General features: G+C 45.8%; 11 protein-coding genes. 3 read left to right on the forward strand and 8 right to left on the reverse strand.

Annotated features, from left to right (window positions below; all coding sequences use genetic code 11):
* Window positions 1–359: 359 nt before the first annotated feature.
* The 3 genes from KYK27_RS13985 to mutL form a co-directional block, all read right to left on the reverse strand.
* Window positions 360–1265: a rhomboid family protein gene (locus tag KYK27_RS13985; protein ID WP_199110682.1), complete on the reverse strand. Its 906-nt coding sequence runs from the start codon at window positions 1263–1265 to the stop codon at window positions 360–362.
* Between the two features lie 108 nt (window positions 1266–1373).
* Window positions 1374–2150, reverse strand: a complete 777-nt coding sequence (locus KYK27_RS13990; protein WP_199110683.1) for a rhomboid family intramembrane serine protease — start codon at window positions 2148–2150, stop codon at window positions 1374–1376.
* Window positions 2151–2259: 109 nt separating this feature from the next.
* A complete protein-coding gene (mutL, locus tag KYK27_RS13995; protein ID WP_199110684.1) occupies window positions 2260–4089 on the reverse strand; it encodes a DNA mismatch repair endonuclease MutL in 1830 nt (609 codons plus the stop codon).
* Window positions 4090–4516: 427 nt separating this feature from the next.
* Between mutL and KYK27_RS14000 the strand changes: the two genes are divergently transcribed.
* Both KYK27_RS14000 and bshA read left to right on the forward strand, forming a co-directional pair.
* On the forward strand, window positions 4517–7468 hold the full coding sequence (locus KYK27_RS14000) for a glycoside hydrolase family 3 N-terminal domain-containing protein (RefSeq protein ID WP_233150451.1): 2952 nt from the start codon (window positions 4517–4519) through the stop codon (window positions 7466–7468).
* 76 nt (window positions 7469–7544) lie between these two features.
* Window positions 7545–8687, forward strand: coding sequence for an N-acetyl-alpha-D-glucosaminyl L-malate synthase BshA (gene bshA / locus KYK27_RS14005; protein ID WP_199110685.1), 1143 nt, complete (start codon window positions 7545–7547; stop codon window positions 8685–8687).
* Window positions 8688–9701: 1014 nt separating this feature from the next.
* Here the strand turns inward: bshA and KYK27_RS14010 are convergent.
* A complete protein-coding gene (locus KYK27_RS14010; RefSeq protein ID WP_199110686.1) occupies window positions 9702–10223 on the reverse strand; it encodes a hypothetical protein in 522 nt (173 codons plus the stop codon).
* 156 nt (window positions 10224–10379) lie between these two features.
* Between KYK27_RS14010 and KYK27_RS14015 the strand changes: the two genes are divergently transcribed.
* A complete protein-coding gene (locus KYK27_RS14015) occupies window positions 10380–10727 on the forward strand; it encodes a HesB/IscA family protein (RefSeq protein WP_199110687.1) in 348 nt (115 codons plus the stop codon).
* A gap of 448 nt (window positions 10728–11175) precedes the next feature.
* On the opposite strand, the gene KYK27_RS14020 is transcribed toward KYK27_RS14015, so the two are convergent.
* From KYK27_RS14020 to dnaJ, 4 genes are all read right to left on the reverse strand, one after another.
* Window positions 11176–12054, reverse strand: a complete 879-nt coding sequence (locus tag KYK27_RS14020) for a ChaN family lipoprotein (protein ID WP_199110688.1) — start codon at window positions 12052–12054, stop codon at window positions 11176–11178.
* 110 nt (window positions 12055–12164) lie between these two features.
* Window positions 12165–13526 carry an ABC transporter permease gene (locus KYK27_RS14025; RefSeq protein WP_199110689.1) on the reverse strand — a complete coding sequence of 454 codons (1362 nt, stop codon included), beginning with the start codon at window positions 13524–13526 and terminating at the stop codon, window positions 12165–12167.
* A complete protein-coding gene (locus tag KYK27_RS14030; RefSeq protein WP_199110690.1) occupies window positions 13519–14430 on the reverse strand; it encodes an ABC transporter ATP-binding protein in 912 nt (303 codons plus the stop codon). Before KYK27_RS14030 ends, KYK27_RS14025 begins: the two co-directional genes overlap by 8 nt.
* Window positions 14431–14620: 190 nt before the next feature.
* On the reverse strand, window positions 14621–15760 hold the full coding sequence (gene dnaJ / locus KYK27_RS14035; RefSeq protein ID WP_199110691.1) for a molecular chaperone DnaJ: 1140 nt from the start codon (window positions 15758–15760) through the stop codon (window positions 14621–14623).
* Window positions 15761–15763: the final 3 nt, after the last annotated feature.

The following is a 15763-nucleotide window of genomic DNA, read 5'->3' on the forward strand; positions in this document are numbered from 1 at the left end:
GCAACAATAGTTAGTCACTCAACTATAGCTTTTACTATCGAACTGATCACAGTCTTTGGGTTGAGCGCCTTGTAGATTTCTGGTGCCGCCAGGTATTGTGAGGCACGAACAAAAGAAATGTACACCGCGCGATGCACAAAGACGGGGCCTCCCGGCCGTGAGGGCACCAAAGCTAAATTGAAACAATAAGTTAGTAGAGCTCCCAGGATTTGAGAAAGCTATGAAAGATAAGGTTTGGTTCGAATCAGCGACTATCGCAAACTATGAGCTGAGATAGATTTCTCTCTGCGTTCGAAATGACAAAAGAGCAACTATAGGACGATTTATATTCTCTCTAATCTAAATAAAACAGCCTTACACTACTCCTTCTGACTAGCCTGAAACAGCTTCTGCTTCTCTTCTTTGGAAAGACTTTCGTAACCGGAACTGGAAATTTTATCCAGTATCAGATCGATCTCTTTCTGGCTTGGCTTGCCTGTTACAGTTGTGGTGCTGCCATTCGATCTGCCTGCAAATGTTGTATTCTTACGGTGGGTAACTTTCATTTCTGGCCTGCGGCTGAACAGCCTGCCAAAAAAGTCGAACATAGCGTGAAGTGGACGCCCCATATCGCTGCCACGCTGAAGTTGTTTAATAAAGAGCCAGCCAATGAGGGCGCCTCCTAAGTGAGCAATGTTACCACCTGCGTTATCGCCTACCGCTCCGGATATAGAAAGTAAAACCAGGAATAAGGCAATGTATTTAATGCGGACCGGCCCGATCAGGATGAGGTTAAACGTATAGTTTGGAAGTAGTGTAGCAGCTGCCACAACTATAGCCAGCACACTTGCCGAGGCTCCGATCATAACTGAACTGGCAGCACGGTCTTCGAAATAGGGAATAAAGTTATAGCTGAGCATATACAGCACACCGCCGGCAATACCGCCTATTACATACAAACTCAGCAGTTTTTTATCGCCCAGGTACTCCCGTATCAGTTGCCCGAACCAGTACAGGTTCAGCATGTTAAAAATAATGTGCAGAAACCCCTGGTGCGTAAAGAAATACGAGATCAGCGTCCAGGGGCGGGTGATAAATGTTGCCATATCGGAATGCAGCGCTACAAAGCTCATCAGGTAGTTGTAGGCACCCGGTCCGATGGTAAATGTGAGCAACAGGCGCAGCACGATCAGCACGACAAACACGATCACGTTGATCAAAATCAACTGTTTCAGGGTGTTGTTGGGCTGCCGGAAAGCGTCTTTTATATCTTGAAGTATACTCATGTTTTAGATGCTCGGAAAGAGACTTTAGGTGACACGGGTATTATCAGGTATCTTATCAATTCGAAAGAGCAAATTAGGGATTTAGTTCGTGTCGCAGGGTTTCTATACTTAATACTCGCGGTAATCGTTTCGCTGCCACATTTTAATTAGTATATACGCAAACAACATTCCGCCTAGGTGTGCAAAATGGGCCACATTATCGCCGGCAACGCGATTAAAACCAGTGTATAGTTCGTAAGCTCCATACAGCATTACAAAATACTTTGCTTTTATAGGCACCGGCAAAAACAGCAGCATCAGCTCCAGATTCGGAAAGAGCATACCGAAGGCCATCAGAATACCAAAAACAGCTCCGGACGCACCCAGCATTGGGCTGTTAAAAATAGTATCGTACACTTCTCTTACAACCGCCTTGCTTTGCTCTGTGTATTCCGGTATATCCGGGTTACGCTTCATCATTACGGCCAGCTCTCGCCCGGACCCTTCACGCAGATGCTCATCCATATAGTTGTTGAATGCAACTGGGCTTGGGTTTTCAATATAAGCTATTGTGTTTTCGCGCAACTCATGCAGTTCGTAGGCACGCACCCCAGAGTATAACACACTCGCGCCCAAACCAGTTATCAGGTAAAACGCCAGAAAACGCTGCGAACCCCAGAACCGCTCCAGCATTGGTCCGAAAATAAACAAACTGAACATGTTGCTGAACAGGTGCCCCCAGCCGCCATGCAGAAACATGTGCGTTAAAAACTGTACAGGATTAAAATAATCGGAGCCGAAGTGGTAAAGCGCAAACTGCCGGGCATCAAAAACATTACCCTGAAGTATAAAAACTACTATGTTTATGATCAGCAGGTTCCTGACCATAGGAGTTATATTGAACATGTTTTATTTCGTTTGAAGTATAAAGTCAGCTTACGTAAGTTGCCAGCGTTTATACTTGTGTTGCTACTATGTTTGGCCGAACAACAATCAGCAAGGCAACAATCAGCAATTAATTTTTCTGGAAAAGCTCATGCAACTGATTCAGCTCCATGATCACAAGTGTTTTCTGTCCGGCTGGTGTATAGTTTGGTACCTGGCAGGCAAATAATTTATCTACTAACGAGTTCATTTCCAGTTCCGACATACGGGTTTGTAAACGGCTTGCCAGTCTTTTGGCCATTGCACGCGCAAGATTTTCCCTTCTGTCTAACTTCAGAGTGGCCATATTGTTTTTGTACTGCTCTACCAGTTCCTCCAGCAGTTCCTTTTCGTTTGCTGCCTGCACATCGGCAGGTATCGCATTCAGGATGATCGTGTTACCACCAAAATCCTCGAACTGGAAACCTAACTCAAGAAACTCCGCTTTCAGCTCTTTTACCAACGCAGCATCTGTTGGGGACAGATCTATAGTTTGCGGGAACAGTAACGCCTGCGAGATCACAGCTTTTTTCTGTAACGAGGCCACATACTTTTCATACAGGATCCGTTCCTGCGCTGCATGCTGGTCAATTACCATTATCCCGGATTTCACCTGCACCAACAGGTACTTCTGATGCACCTGCAGCGTTTTATTGGAAGTAGCCGGGCTATCAGCAAAAGCATCATCTAAAAAGCTTGTACTTACCGATGACGATATGCGTTCTTCACCAGTTGGCTGGTTACGGATAGGCTCGTATAGTTGCTCCCAGCCAGCCGAACTCATTCTTTTAGGTGCTGACGATGGTGCCGAGAACCCTCCTGAAGCAAAGGTGGTTCGCTCCTGTTCAAAAGCATCTTCGTTATTCTGTATGCGGATAGGCTGCAAAGGTGCAAAATTAACGTCTCCCTCAAAATCCAGCGACGGGGCAATATTATGCGTGCCCAACGACTTACGAACAGCCGAATGAACTATAGCATACACCGTTTTTTCGTCGTCAAACTTGATTTCGGTTTTGGTGGGGTGTACGTTTATATCGATCTTATCCGGTTCAATATCAATAAAGAGCACATAGAAGGGGTAGCTTTCTTTCGGTAACAACCCTTCAAAAGCCGTCATCACAGCATGGTTCAGATAGCCACTCTTTATAAAGCGATTGTTCACAAAAAAGAACTGTTCGCCGCGGGTTTTGCGGGCAAACTCAGGCTTGCCAATATAACCCCGCACACTCAGGAACGGCGTTTCTTCGTCGCAAAGGGCCATCTGCTCTTTATAGTTGCTCCCGAAAATACCGATAATACGCTGGCTTAGCTTGGCAGATGGCAGGTTAAATACCTCAACATCGTTGTGGTACAACGAGAAAGCAATTTCAGGGTAAGCCAGCGCCACCCGCTGAAACTCATCCAGGATATGACGCATCTCCACTGCATTGGTCTTCAGGAAATTACGGCGGGCCGGTACGTTATAAAACAAGTTCTTAACGCATATACTTGTACCCGATGGCGTTACAACAGGCTCCTGGGTAACAACAGCTGAACCTTCCACGATAAGCTTTGTGCCGGTATCGGCGCCATGTGGTTTGGTCTTCATCTCTACCTGCGCCACAGCACCTATAGATGCCATCGCTTCACCCCGGAAACCCATCGTACGGATGCGAAACAGGTCTTCTGTACTTCTTATTTTAGATGTGGCGTGGCGTTCAAAACACATACGGGCATCAGTCTCGCTCATGCCTATGCCGTTGTCCACTACCTGTATCAATTGCTTGCCTGCCTCCTTCACGATCAGCTGCACACTGGTTGCCTTTGCATCAATGGCATTCTCCAGTAATTCCTTTACCACAGAAGCCGGCCGTTGCACTACCTCACCGGCAGCGATCTGGTTTGCTAAGTAGTCTGGCAGTAAATTTATAATATCGGGCATCCGGTATCTGGCTAATTAAATCAAACGATTTGCACAAAATCCGGTGTTTTTAAAAAGCGGCCGGATTTTTGACTTTCACTAATTTGTAAAAACAGAACTAATTCTGATAAAAATTTATTACTAATTTACAGACCGATTAAGAAATGGCATCCGGAAACTTATAAGAAGACCGATTGCTTTTATCCTTAAATTTGCAATATTAGCATGTACGGATTCGGAGTTTAAGGGCGTTAACGAAAAAAGGCACTGGCTAAAAGCAAACTTTTGCACTGCTGCAAAGATAAGCCACCCACTCAGTTCCAATGAGCTCCCGGGTAGCCTTTTGAGATCATTTAAATTCGCCGGATTAACCACCGTTTCCCGTAACTGCCTTTTGCAAAAATAGGCTTAATTTCGACTTGTTCCAATAATATAATACCTGCACAGGATGCTTAAGAGTTTTAGTTTAGGATTGTTTATACTTATTTTCCTTGGGATGGGCCCTCTGATGTCGTTATCGCCATCAGACGAAATCGTAGTGGGCGTGAAAGAGCGAAACTGGGTAGACAGTGTCTTTAATTCTTTGTCTCCTGACCAGCGTATCGGGCAGCTGTTTATGGTTGCTGCCTACTCTAACAAAAACGAAAAACATTTCCGGGAGATAGACACCCTGGTAACCCGTTATGGCATCGGCGGACTGATGTTCATGCAGGGCGGACCTGAGCGCCAGGCGCGCCTGAATAACCGCTTCCAGGGCGAGGCCAAAGTACCAATGCTGATCGCCATGGATGCTGAGTGGGGTTTAAGCATGCGCCTGGATAGCACGATGAATTTTGCGAAGCAGATGACGCTGGGCGCCATGAACGACGAAAAATACGTGTACATGATGGGCAGGGAGATTGCCCTGAAGATGAAGCGCCTGGGTGTAAACGTAAGTTTTTCGCCAGTAATGGACGTAAATGTGAACCCGGCTAACCCAGTTATTGGCAACCGCTCGTTCGGCGAATCCAAGGAAGAAGTTACAAAACGTGGTATTGCCTACATTAAAGGGTTACAGGACCATGGGGTAATAGCTGTTGCCAAGCACTTCCCGGGCCACGGCGACACCGATACCGATTCACACCTTGCTTTGCCGGTTATCAAACACGATATGAAGCGCCTGACCGAGGTGGAACTATATCCTTTTAAGAAATCATTCGAAGCTGGCGTAATGGGCGTGATGGTAGCACACCTTTACATTCCTAAGATCGACAGTACAAAGAATTTGGCAACTACCCTGTCAAAGCCGCTTGTAACTGGCCTGCTTAAAGAGAAAATGAAGTACAAAGGGCTGGTTTTTACAGATGCCCTGAACATGAAAGGCGTTGCCAGCTACTACAAGCCTGGTGAAGTAGACCTGAAAGCCCTGATGGCCGGTAACGATGTCCTCCTTTTCCCGGAAGATGTGCCTACAGCTATCGCTAAGATCAAAGGCGCTATCGCCGCAGGCCAGATAGATACAACGGAACTATACCAGCGGGTACGTAAAATACTACACGCTAAATATTGGGTTGGCCTTAACAACTATAAGCCCGTACAGCTTGCCAACCTGAAGCAGGACATGGATCGTCCGCTGGCAAATGTAGTGCAGGAGCAACTATACGAACAGGCCGTAACTATAGTAGCAAACAAAAATAACCTCCTCCCTTTCCGTAACCTCGATACGCTGAGCATTGCCTCGGTGGCAGTTGGTGTAGGGCCGGATAATAAGTTTCAGGAGATATTGGGCAACTATGCGCCGATGGCTAAATTCTCTATTTCCAACCGTTTTGCTCCGGACTCTGTTTTTACCAACATTATTCCTCAACTGGAAGGCCATGACGTGGTGCTGGTAAGTATCCATAACATGAACAGCACGCCTGCTAAAGATTTTGGTATCGGCTTAGGTACACGCGCTTTTATCCAATACCTGCAGGACCGCACTAATAAAAAAGTGATCGTAGCGGTGATGGGTAATGCGTATAGTTTAAAATACTTTGAAAACACAAACTGGCTGACTGTTGGCTACGAAGACAACCCTGTATCGCAATCACTGATGGCACAGGCACTGTTTGGCGCACGTGCAGCTAAAGGTAAACTTCCTGTTACCGCATCTACCAAATTTAAATCAGGTACCGGTATCGAAACGCCATCGTTGGGTCGCCTGAAATATGGTGTTCCGGAGAGTGTAGGCATGGACTCCAAAGTACTGGCCCAAATCGATAACATTGCCCTGGAAGCTATTGCTTATGCTGCCACACCGGGAGCACAGGTATTAGTTGTAAAGGATGGAACTGTAGTTTTCGATAAATCTTACGGGTACTATACCTACGAAAAAGTGAAGCCGGTAACAAACAATACCGTGTATGATATTGCATCTATCACCAAAGTAGCTGCTACCCTGCAGGCAGTTATGTTCCTGAAGGATCAGGGCAAGATCAACCTGGATGGGAAGATATCAACTTATTTACCTGAGCTGAAAGGCACGAATAAAGAAGGGCTGATTTTACGCGATATTCTGACGCACCAGGCCGGTTTGCAGGCTACCTTACCACACTGGCAGAAAACGATGGATAACCGCACCTTAGATCAGGTATATTACGCCAGCACGCAGACCGATGTGTTTCCGAACGAAGTAACGCCGGGAATCTATTCTATCAAATCTATGGAGGATTCGCTGTGGACCTGGACCGTGAACTCGAAATTACTGGCGAAGAAAAAAGATGCGAAAAGCTACGAGTATAAGTACAGCGACCTGGGCTTTTATATCATGAAGCGAATGGCTGAGCACATGCTTAACCAGCCGATAGATGAGTTCCTGGATCAGAACCTGTATGCACCGCTGGGCATGAGCACGTTAACGTATAACCCGCTCTTAAAGCTTCCACGCGAAGTCATTGCCCCTACGGAGGATGACAATTATTTCCGAAAGTCGTTGGTTTGGGGGACGGTGCACGACCAGGGGGCTGCTATGCTGGGAGGTGTTGGTGGTCATGCCGGCCTGTTCTCGAACGCTAACGACCTGGCCAAACTGATGCAGATGAATTTACAGAATGGCGAATATGGCGGACATAAATTCTTTAACACACATGTAGTTACAGAATTTGCAAAGAAACAGTACAAGACCAGTCGTCGTGGCCTGGGATGGGATAAACCGGCACCAGATGGCAACGGGCCTACGTCTAATCTGGCTTCGCCAAATACTTTCGGCCATACAGGCTTTACCGGCACAGCTGCCTGGGTTGATCCGGACAATAACCTGATCTACATCTTCCTGTCTAACAGGGTTTTCCCGGACGCCGGAAATACCAAGCTGGTAAAGTATAATATCAGAACCAGGATACATGATGTGATCTATAAATCAATCGTACCAAAAACATAAATATTTATCCGTAATTTGGCAGGTGCAGCAACAAAAGTTAGCTGCACTTGTTGTTTACAGCATATTTAGAACAACTATGAAGATCGGCATTGTCTGTTATCCTACCTTTGGCGGTAGTGGCGTAGTAGCTACAGAACTTGGTAAAGCATTAGCTCTTAAGGGTCACCAGGTCCATTTCATTACTTATAGCCAGCCTGCGCGCCTAGATTTCTTTAACGAGAACCTTTTCTACCACGAAGTATATATTCCATCGTATCCCCTGTTCCAGTATCCGCCTTACGAGCTGGCCTTGTCCAGTAAAATGGTTGATATTGTTCAGTTCGAAAAGCTGGACCTGTTACACGTACATTATGCTATCCCACACGCGTCGGCAGCTTTTATGGCCAAGCAGATCCTGAGAACGAAGGGCATTAATATCCCGGTTATCACCACGCTGCACGGCACAGATATTACGCTAGTAGGTAAAGATGCTTCTTTTGAACCGGTGGTTACGTTCAGTATAAACCAGTCTGATGGCGTAACAGCGGTATCAGAAAGTTTGCGCACCGAAACGTATGAGTTTTTCCCGATAGAGCGCGACATTGAAGTTATTCCAAACTTCATAAACCTGGAAAAATTCCGGCGTCAGAAAAAAGAACACTTCCGTACAGCCATCAGCCCGAACGAAGAAAAGCTGCTGGTGCATACCTCTAACTTCCGGTCCGTAAAGCGCGTGGAAGATGTGATCGAGATATTCAGCAAAGTGCACGAACACATACCGAGTAAGTTACTGCTTGTAGGCGACGGCCCGGAGCGCCCTAAAATGGAAAAGCTTTGCCGTGACCTGGGCATTTACCATGATGTCCGCTTTTTAGGTAAACTGGAAGCTGTGGAAGAAGTACTGTCCATTGCTGACCTGTTCCTGATGCCATCTGAAAAGGAAAGTTTTGGTCTGGCAGCTCTTGAAGCGATGGCCTGCGAAGTACCGGTAATCTCGACAGATGCCGGTGGTATTCCGGAACTGAACATTAACGGTGTAACCGGTTTTGTAAGCTCCGTAGGCGACGTAGAGAGCATGGTTAAAAATGCACTTTATGTGCTGGATGATGAACGCCTGCCAACCTTCAAGGCAAATGCCTTAGCGCGCGCCCATGATTTTGATGTGGAACGAATCGTCCCGCTTTACGAAGCTTTCTACCAGAAAATCATTGCGGACCAGCTAGCCGAAATTAACGGTTAAACTATAGTTTGATATTATAAAATCCCCGGTGCAGGTGTAAATGACCTGTATCGGGGATTTCTGTTTCAGGAGATTCTATTGCTGGTTTAGGGAGGGGGTTTAATGATTGGGCTATAGTTGGATACTAGGCTTGTAGTTACTGGTTGCTGCCCTTAACCCACCCCTACCCCTCCCGGGAGGGGAATTTCTGTTGTTGGTATAGTTAAGCCTTTAGTTTTGTAGTTATTGCTTCTCCGCTGGCGCGAGCGTCCTCGCTCGTGACTTGCTATGTTGTTGAGTCTCCTGACTCAATTGGCCCGGCAGGGGCAGGCAAAAGTAGTAGCGCTGGCTATTGTGCTATAGTTGCTGCTAATCCAACCACCCCTAATCCCTCCTTGTCTAAGGCGGGGAGCTTTTAGGCTACTGCTATAGTTGGAGTTATAGTTCTATGATTACGGTTTTAACCCACCCCTGCCCCTCCCGAGAGGGGAATTTCGGCTGTCGCTATTGTTCGTGGCTATAGCTGTATAGTTTCCGTTTGTCATCCCCCTGCTCCTTCAAAGGGGACTTTTCTGGCTACTGCTTTATGTTCTGTCATTTCGACGATAGGAGAAATCTGAATTTGCTATAGTTATAGACCACGAGCAGGGCAGGTTTACCTGTCCCCACGGAACTATAGCCACGATAAATCTCGGAGCTTATAGGTTCAAACTATAGAAAGACTATAGCTATCGAACTCATCACAGTCTTTGGGTTGAGCGCCTTTGATTTGTTGCGGTGCCGTCAGGCAATCCGAGGCACGAGGATAGCAAGAAAGCAGCAGCGCGATGCCCGAAGACGAGGCCTCCCGGCCGTGAGGGCACCAAAGCCGGATTGAAACTGCAGGTATGTAAAGCTCCCGGGATTAAAGGCAGCTTTGAAAGGAAAGCTTGGTTCGAGTTGTATAATAGCAAACTATAGAATTGTAGCTTCCCAAACTATAAGCTGAGATAGATTTCTCACGATGTTTGAAATGACAAAAGTGGGGCTTTTAGATTAAAAAACCTGAGCAATCTCCTGCTTTACAAACGTAATAGCACGAGCAGTTGGGTCTGTTTCGGTGGCGAGGATAGACTCTAAAATACGCTTTGCCAGGTCGGTACCTTTTGACTTATCCGGCATTTCCTGGTAGGTCCTGTTGATCAGGTTCACCACTTCTTCGCGGGCGTGTTTAACCTGCTGCCAAGCCTGCTCACTCATATAGATCTGCTGCGACATGTTATGGCTGAACTCATTGCGAATCTCACTCAATAACATTCGGTGGTAATCTGAACCAGTGTGGCCTGAGCCGCTTACACGAAGCAGTAAATTACTTGGAGTAATTCGTTCTAACAGCAATACAATTCGTTCGTAGGCCTGCAGGCGAATAGGTACAACTACTTCACCGTTCTTTTGCTTTAGTTGCAGCAGGCGTAGTTTATAGTCCCGTTCATTCTGGTTCTGTACTAATTTGTACATGGCTATGGCCACTATAAGCCCCGGAATCGTAATTTTCAGAATATCTATGATCAGCTCCATATTATCAGGTTTAGAACGCTAAATATCGTAAAAAATTAATTTAGTATAGTTGAAATCATTTTGCCTACCAGGCTGTTTACATAGTAACGAAGTATAGTGGTACGTATTTATCTTCAGAAATGCGTAACTTTGCTATCTATTAGAAACAAAACAACTATGGCAACAGAAGTAAGATTAGCCCCTATAACTATAACAGACAGAGCTTTAGCAGAAGTTAAGAACATTCTGGTAGAGAAAAATGTACCGGCAGAATACGGACTGCGCATTGGTGTGCAGGGCGGTGGTTGCTCAGGTATGTCTTACCTGCTTGGTTTTGACAAGCCAAAAGAAACAGATGAAGTGTATCAACTGGACGGTGTAACGCTGGTGATGGACAAAAAGCACGGCATGTATGTAATGGGTATGGAAGTTGATTTCCAGGATGGCCTGAACGCACGTGGCTTTGTGTTTAACAACCCTCAGGCAAAAAGCACTTGCGGTTGCGGAAGCTCATTCTCGGCATAAGGAATTACCTTTTTTCTCTTAACATAGCAAAAGCCCGGCACGTGTGTCGGGCTTTTGCATTTTTATACTTTCCGGTCTAATAGGTTTTGGTTTGACATTTACCATTTACTTAAATGATAAAATATATTTCCATTCCACTTATACTCTGAACCACGACCTAAGGTAAACTTATAAGTAAAAAATATAGCAAGAAGTAAGAATAGTGCTCCTGATATCCAATAAATATCTCTACTTCCTTTAGAATATTTCCAGCTAATAATTACGCAGATAACTAAAGAAGTGGAGCTTGCCAGAGCTAAAAGGATGAAATAAAACATATCTCCTAAACCATACCCGAAAGTAATTTTCCCTATTGCCGTAAACCCTGTTACCAATAGAAAATAAAGAAAAATTATCCAATTTAAAATTAGCGATATCTTAGTCTGCCCGTCGAGCTTAAATATGTAGATTAATAATTTTTGGTCATGGTGGCCGGCACTACCAGTATAAAATCAGCTTTGTTCTTATTTTCGTCGGTCAGCTTTTCTAAATCTTCCTGGGTGACGGTGGTTATAGTTGCTACTTTCAGGTTTGGCTGCTTCTGTTTCAGGTACCAGCCAATACCTTCGTAGTTGTCGGAGTGGTAAGATCCATTTAAATGCAGTACCTTGTTCCCTTTGACAACCTGATTCAGAATCACATACGCCATAGTAGCATCTTTCAGGGCTTGCGCCTGCACAATACTTTGGGCTTTGGTGTTACCGTGAGTGTTGCTGCCAAACATGCTCAGCATATTTTTATAGCCCGGCAAATCCATTTCTACAACTATAGGCAAAGGTGCTATATATGTTTTCGCTTCCGGGGTCAGGTTATCCAGTGCAGTTAAACCACCAGATGCAACTATAGCAGCGTAGCGGCGAGGCACGTTGGTGGCGACAAATGGAATGCCTGCATCTTTGGCAAACCTGACTACAGGCTTATAGTCTGTTTTATAGTTTGGCCAGGGGCGCGACTCCTGTTCGAAATTATTCTCCGCTATCTGTCCGTTCAAATATTCATCCAGCACCAACTGCACATCCGTTTCAAACATTTCGGCTCCTATGGCAAACTTTTGCTGATGGGCTTTATGCAGGTCTTTAGCTATTTCCAGTTGCAGCCAATGTGCGATCGGGTCGTTATGCTGCTCCCCGAACAGAACTACATCTGCTTTCTGTAGCTCATCCAGCATTCTGCTATACTTTACATCCTTGCCGGCTTTCGTGAAGAGTTTGTAGGCAGGTTTGTCCTGGGCCATAGCAGTTATAGTTAGCAGTATACATAAACAGAATAAGCTGGCTGTTTTTTTCATATCTATAGTTAACGCATTGATAATACGGGCCTTTTAATCAGCAGATTACTTTTAATATACAAAAAGAGCCGGTACTTTTCAGCACCGGCTCTAATAGAGTAAACTATAGTTTAAACTCTATAAAACAGCCACTTGGAAAGCTCTTTATAGTTGATCTTCTTGCCATACATTAAAATACCTACGCGGTAAATACGCGAGGCCAGCCAGGTTGTAAATATAAACCCAACTATAAGCAGCCCCATAGATAGCAACAGTTCCCAGGCAGGCACACCAAACGGCACGCGCACCATCATCACGATTGGTGAAGTAAACGGAATGATAGACATCCAGAAAGCAACTGCCCCGTCCGGGTTCTTCAGTACTACGGAGTAGGACATGATGAAGGAAATAACCAACGGAATGGTAATCGGCATCATGAACTGCTGGGTATCAGTCTCGTTATCAACAGCGGCACCAATGGCACCAAAAAGCGAACCGTACAGCAAATAACCTCCCAGGAAATAGAACAGGAAGCAGCCGAAAATAAGCAGCAACGGCAGGTTGGCAAAGCTCTGGGTCACATCCTGAATGGTGTTGGCAAACTCATCGCTGTTGGCCGCTGCTTCTTCAGGTGTTTCCTCATCAAGGTTGGCTACACTTTCGCCTTCAGCAGCGACTTTACCGGCCTGGTACTGCTCCATTGGGCTTGGCGCGGCATCTATACCAAAAGCTGCAGAAACAGCTGTCACAGCTACAAAAGAAAGAATTATCCAGAGCAGGAACTGCGTTAGGCCAACCGCCGCAATACCAATGATCTTGCCCATCATCAACTGGAAAGGCTTAACCGAAGAAATAATAACCTCTACAATGCGGCTGGTTTTCTCTTCAATAACACCTCGCATGATCTGCACACCATACAGGAAAATAAAGAAGTAAATGATAACCGCAGCTACTACCCCTGCCGCCGATGTAATAATAGCGTTGTTATCTTTTTCGCCTTCCTCGCTCAGGTTTATAGTATTAAGCTTTACATCAGCCTCAATCTTATCCAGCGTTGCGCGATCTAAACCGGAAGCCATGAACCGCTGGTTCTCAATTTCCTTTTCCAATGCGTTTTCAAGGCGCATCTGAGTTTGTATGCTGGTGTTCTTTTTGCCGTAGATCGTTATCCCTTCCGGATTATCTATCGTGATTTTGGGGATGTAAAGCAGGGCCGTATTGTCGGTTTCCTGGTAAACTGTTTTAGCCTGTTCCAGGCTACCTGCCAGGTGCACAAACTTCAGGTCTTTCTTATTCTCCAGCTTATCCCCAAACAAGCCGCTTTCGTCCAGCACCATCACCGTCTCCTCATCGCCGGACATGGTAATCAGCAAACCGGGCAGAATCATGAAAGTAGCCAGCAACAGCGGTGTTAGCAACGTCATGATGATAAAGCTCTTTTTCCGAACTCGTGTCAGGTATTCGCGCTGTATTATTAACCAGATCTTATGCATGGTGTGTTTCTGTTACTTTACGGATGAAAATATCGTTTATGCTTGGCACCAACTCTACAAAAGAATGGATCTCTACCCGCTCCACCAGGTAGCGCAGCAGGTCGTTTGGCTTCACACCGTTTTCCAGTTTTATATTTGCCCGGAAAACACCATTGTTCTCGTGTTGCTCCAGCACTTTAAAGTCAGGAGATGTTACGAGAAGATGACCATTACCAATTACCTGGAACGTATCGGTTTTATAAGCATCTTTTATTTCGCGCACCGGGCCATCCAGCACTTTCTGCGAACGGTTTATCAGGGCAATGTTATCGCAAAGCTCCTCTACAGACTCCATACGGTGCGTAGAAAAGATGATCGTTGCACCATTATCACGCAGGCGCAGTATTTCGTCTTTTATCAGGTTGGCATTTATCGGGTCGAAACCAGAGAATGGCTCATCCAGGATGATCAGCGTTGGTTCGTGCAGTACGGTGGCAATGAACTGTACTTTCTGCTGCATCCCCTTCGAGAGGTCTTCAATGTGCTTACCCAGCCACTCCCGGATCTCAAAACGATCAACCCAGGTTTTTATACGTGCGGTTGCATCGGCTTTAGAAAGTCCTTTGAGCTGCGCCAGATATAGCAACTGCTCTCCTACTTTCATTTTTTTATAAAGTCCCCGCTCCTCTGGCAGGTAACCCATATCTTTTATATGGTCGGGTTTCAGACGTTCGCCTCTGAAGTAAATTTCACCTTCATCAGCGCCTGTTATCTGGGTAATTATACGGATAAGAGAAGTTTTACCGGCTCCGTTTGGGCCCAGTAAACCAAAAATGCAGCCTGCCGGTATGGCAAAGCTCACATTATCGAGGGCAGTGTGGTTAGAATAGCGTTTTGTAACGCCATCGATCTTTAGAATACTCAAAGCTTAAAAACCATTTGATGTAATCAAAAATAGCTTTTAAGCATCAGAACGACAACTTTATATCCGCTTTATACTATACTTTTCGACAAACTATACCTATACCCTGACAAAGCTATTGTACATAAAGACACAAAAACAAAAGAGCCGGCCCTTAAATCAAGAACCGGCTCTTCGTATAGTTTATAGTTATTTACTGAAAGTAGTCTTTCACTTTCTCGAAGAAACCTTTATCGTTTTTGCCCGGATGCGGTGCAAAATTATCTGAATCGCGCAGGCTTTCCAGTGTTGCACGCTCTTCTGAGCTCAGGTGTTTCGGCGTCCAGACATTGATATGGATCAGCTGATCGCCTTTGCCATATCCGTTTATGTCTTTAATACCTTTGCCACGCAGCCTGAAGATTTCGCCGCTTTGCGTACCTGGTTTAATATTGATCTTTACTTTACCGCCTATAGTTGGCACTTCAATATCGGCACCTAAGGCAGCATCCATAAAGCTGATATACTGGTCGAAGATAACATTGTTTCCATCACGCTTCAGGGTTGGGTGCGCCTCTTCTTCTATCTGAATCAAAAGATCACCCGGTACACCACCGCGTTCCGGCACGTTACCTTTTCCGCTCATAGACAGCTGCATGCCATCCATTACACCAGCTGGTACATTTATAGTTATTACCTCTTCCTGCAGCTCTCGTCCGCTTCCATGGCAGGCATCGCAGCTTTTGGTAACTATGCGGCCTTCACCGTTACAGGTAGGGCACGTTGCCGTGCTCACCATCTGGCCCAGCATCGTGTTTACAACCTTACGCACCTGACCAGAACCCTGGCAGGAGTTACAGGTCTGCATATCGGTTCCGTTTTTGGCACCGTTACCGCCGCAGGTACTGCAGGCTACATAGCGTTTTACCTTTATCTTTTTCTCAACGCCGTTGGCAATTTCTTCCAGGTTAAGCTTGAGTTTAATGCGCAGGTTGCTGCCTTTACGCTGTCTGCGGCCACCGCCACCCTGGCGTCCGCCACCAAAAAAGCTCTCAAACGGGCTGCCGCCACCGAAAATATCTCCAAACTGAGAGAAGATATCGTCCATGTTCATGCCGCCTCCGCCGCCGTTCACACCCTGGTGACCGAACTGGTCGTAGCGCTGACGCTTCTGCTGGTCGCTTAATACTTCGTACGCCTCAGCAGCTTCCTTAAACTTATCTTCTGCCGTGTGGTCGTCCGGGTTTTTATCCGGGTGAAATTTGATGGCTAACTTACGGTAAGCTTTTTTGATCTCCTCCTGCGAAGCTCCCCTGCTTACCTCCAGCACCTCGTAATAATCTCTCTTAGCCATTTG

Source organism: Pontibacter populi, assembly GCF_019336435.1.
GTDB classification, from domain to species: domain Bacteria; phylum Bacteroidota; class Bacteroidia; order Cytophagales; family Hymenobacteraceae; genus Pontibacter; species Pontibacter humidus.